This window comes from Acidiphilium iwatense, from assembly GCF_021556475.1.
GTDB lineage: Bacteria > Pseudomonadota > Alphaproteobacteria > Acetobacterales > Acetobacteraceae > Acidiphilium > Acidiphilium iwatense.
On sequence record NZ_JAKGBZ010000108.1, the window covers coordinates 1 to 3248 of the forward strand.

Here is a 3248-nt window from a genome sequence, read left to right on the forward strand (position 1 = left end):
CAAGACAACTGACAGCACAGCGCCCGGTGCGGAAGCTTGAGCCTCCACCAGCACGGAGGCCCAACTATGTTCGAAGAAATCTTCTTTCCCCGAACCGCAGCGAAACATCGAGCAGCGCCGCTTGCCGAACCACGGGCACGGTATCTGCGTCATCTCAAGGAAACCGGCGCCTGTCGCAGCACCCTGCGCAAATGCGCCAGCGATCACCTTAACCTTGTCCGGCTTTTGAATCCGCGGGAAGACGGCCAGATCAGCATTCACGGGATCGAGGCAGCGGCGACGATCTGGTCTCGGCCGAAGGGTCGTAGAAGCGACGAAGCAGCCACTGCCAAGGCCCGTAGCCGGTTCATCGGCCACGGCATCGATTTGCTGCGCTTTCTGGGCTGGGTCGATGAGGCCAAAGGAAACCATCATCCGCACCATGACGAGGTACGGATATTCGAAGGGTGGTTACGAAACGAACGCGGCCTCTCCGAGACGACAATTGATGACTATTGCCGCGCTGCTGACCACTTCTTCATCTGGCTCGCAGCGAGAGGCACGGCGCTGGACGCCATCCAGATGTCCGACGTCGACGATGCCATTGCGATAGAGCGCGGGCGGGGCGCCTGGAAGCGGAGGACAATCCATGATTACGCGCAGCGCCTGAGGCCATTCTTTGCCTTCGCCGCAGAGCGGGGCTGGTGTCGGACCGGGCTGGCGGCGGGGATCATGGCACCCCGATTTATGGCGGACGAGACCGTTCCGAAGGGCATCAAGCGCGAAGACGTCGTGCGTCTGCTAGCCTCCGTCCAGGCCGATCGCCCGGTCGAGAAGCGCGACCGCGCGATCCTGATGCTGTTTGTTGCCTATGGGTTGCGAGCCGGGGAAGTCGCCGGTCTGCGGCTTGATGACCTGGACTGGGAGAACGAGACCGTTCGCGTTCGTTGCCCCAAACCGGGCCGAACCCATGTCTGGCCACTTACACCGGCGGTCGGCCACGCCATTCTGCGCTACATCACGGACGTTCGTCCGACCGGTCACGGACGAAGCCTCTTCTTCACGTCGCAAGCACCCATCCAATCGGTCGGCCGAAAGACTCTCGGCAAAATCGTCCATGATCGCCTCGCGGGCATTGGCATCGTCACCGGCCGGCGCGGAACGCACGCATTGCGTCACGCCGCAGCCCAGCATTTGCTGGATCAGGGCATGTCCATGAAGGTGATCGGAGACTTTCTGGGACACAGCGACCCATCCTCCACCGCGATTTACGCCAAGGTCAACCTCACGGCTCTTCGCGAAGTGGCGGCCCTTGATTTGGAGGGGCTGGCATGACGCTGCGCGAGGCGATCGAGCAATATGTCGTTTGGCGACAGGCTCATGGCGCAAAGTTCACGGCTGCGGGGAATCTGCTGCGCCAGTTCCTCCGTTATGCAGACGGGGACGCCGAGTGCGGCGCGGTCACCATGGCGGAGGTGCTGGCCTTCCTTGCGGGCGAGGGACCAGTGACCCGGCATCGCGAGAACAAGAACTACGCCCTTGCCGGGTTCTGGCGCTATGCGATCAGCCGGGGCTATGCGCGCCGTTCACCTTTGCCAGGCGATGAACCGAGATCGCCTTTGCGTGCGCCGCCCTACATCTACGCACGGGACGAACTGCGGCGACTCCTTGATCCGAGCAACGTGGAGACCTGCCGACGCGGCGCCAGGCAACTCGACGCGGTCACGTTCCGCGTCCTGCTGCTTCTGCTTTACGGCGCCGGGTTGCGCTTCAGCGAGGCCACGGGGCTCAGGCTGGCGGATGTGGACTTGTCGGGAGCCATCCTGACCATCCGAGACACGAAATTCTACAAGAGCCGTCTGGTGCCTGTGGGATCGCAACTCGCGGCGGTGCTGGCAAACTACATGTCCGTGCAGAAACAAAACGGACTTGCCCAGGGTGAAGCGGCGTTCCTGCTGGCGAACCGAGACGGCACGCGGCTCGCCAGCAGTACCGTTCAGACGGCATTCGAAGCGCTGCGGCGCATCGCCGAAGTGCATGGCGCGGAGGTCGGACGGCAGACCCCGCGCCTGCATGATCTCAGGCACAGCTTCGCGGTTCACAGCCTGACCGCTTGGTACCGTCAGGGCGCTGATGTGCAGCGGCTGCTGCCAGTGCTTTCCACCTATCTCGGCCATTCCGATCTGGAAGGGACGAAGGTCTATCTGTCGATGACGCCGGAGCTTCTGCAGCAGGCGTCGTTGCGTTTTGCGCGCTATGCGGGCGGGGGCGAGAATGTCTGAACGTGAACTCCTTGGCCCATGGCTCAGGCGCTTCCTGGTCGAGTACATCGTCACCGAACGCAATCTGGCCCGCAACACCCGGGCGAGCTATCGCGACACCTTCAGCCTGCTGCTGCCGTTCGTCAGCGGCAAGCTGCGCAAGCCCGTGGACCGTCTGGCCGTGCGCGATCTCACCTCCGAGCTGGTGCTGAAGTTCCTCACGCATCTCGAGGATGACCGGGACTGTTCCGTCCGGACCCGCAATCAGCGTCTTGCGGCGATCCGTGCATTTGCCCGCTTCGTGGGTAGCCGGGATCCAGCTCATGTCGAATGGTGCGGCCACATCCGTGCCATCGCATCGAAGAAATCCATGCCGCCACCTGTCGGATGGCTGACGAAGAAGGAAATGGAGGCCATGCTGGCCGTGCCCGACCGCAAGACCAGCCGGGGGCGACGCGAATACGCGTTGCTGCTCTTTCTCTACAACACTGGGGCGCGTGTCTCCGAGGCAACGCAATTGAAGGTGCGGGATCTGAAGTTCGGGCGCGGCAACGGTGGTCACGACCTTGCCACCCTGCACGGGAAAGGTGGCAAGACGCGCCAATGTCCGCTGTGGCCGGAAACCGAAACGGTCCTGGCAAACGAGATCCTCGACCGCGAGGCAGAAGCCCCCGTGTTTGTCAGCAGACTTGCAGCGCAGTTCACCCGCTTTGGAGTCTATCGGCTCATCGAAAGGTGCGCGGCGCGGGTTCCCGAACTGGCGGACAGAACGATAACCCCGCATGTGATCCGGCACACAACGGCCTGCCACCTGGTTCTCGCCGGCGTGGACATCAATACAATCCGCGCCTGGCTCGGCCACGTCTCGATCAGCACCACCAATATCTACGCCGAAATAGACCTCACGCTGAAAGCCAGCGCCGTTGCGCTTTGCGAAGTCGCCACGCAAGCGCCCGGGCGCTCATGGAAGGAGGACAAGGACCTGATGGCCTTCCTGAAATCCTTGTA

Annotated in this window: 3 protein-coding genes; all 3 read left to right on the forward strand. The window is 62.7% G+C overall.

Annotated features, from left to right (window positions below; all coding sequences use genetic code 11):
- Window positions 1-66: 66 nt before the first annotated feature.
- Window positions 67-1314: a tyrosine-type recombinase/integrase gene (locus L2A60_RS20060; protein WP_235706228.1), complete on the forward strand. Its 1248-nt coding sequence runs from the start codon at window positions 67-69 to the stop codon at window positions 1312-1314.
- A complete protein-coding gene (locus L2A60_RS20065; protein ID WP_235706229.1) occupies window positions 1311-2261 on the forward strand; it encodes a tyrosine-type recombinase/integrase in 951 nt (316 codons plus the stop codon). Before L2A60_RS20060 ends, L2A60_RS20065 begins: the two co-directional genes overlap by 4 nt.
- A partial coding sequence (locus L2A60_RS20070; protein ID WP_235706230.1) for a tyrosine-type recombinase/integrase occupies window positions 2254-3248 on the forward strand: 995 nt, incomplete at its 3' end. The genes L2A60_RS20065 and L2A60_RS20070, both read left to right, overlap by 8 nt.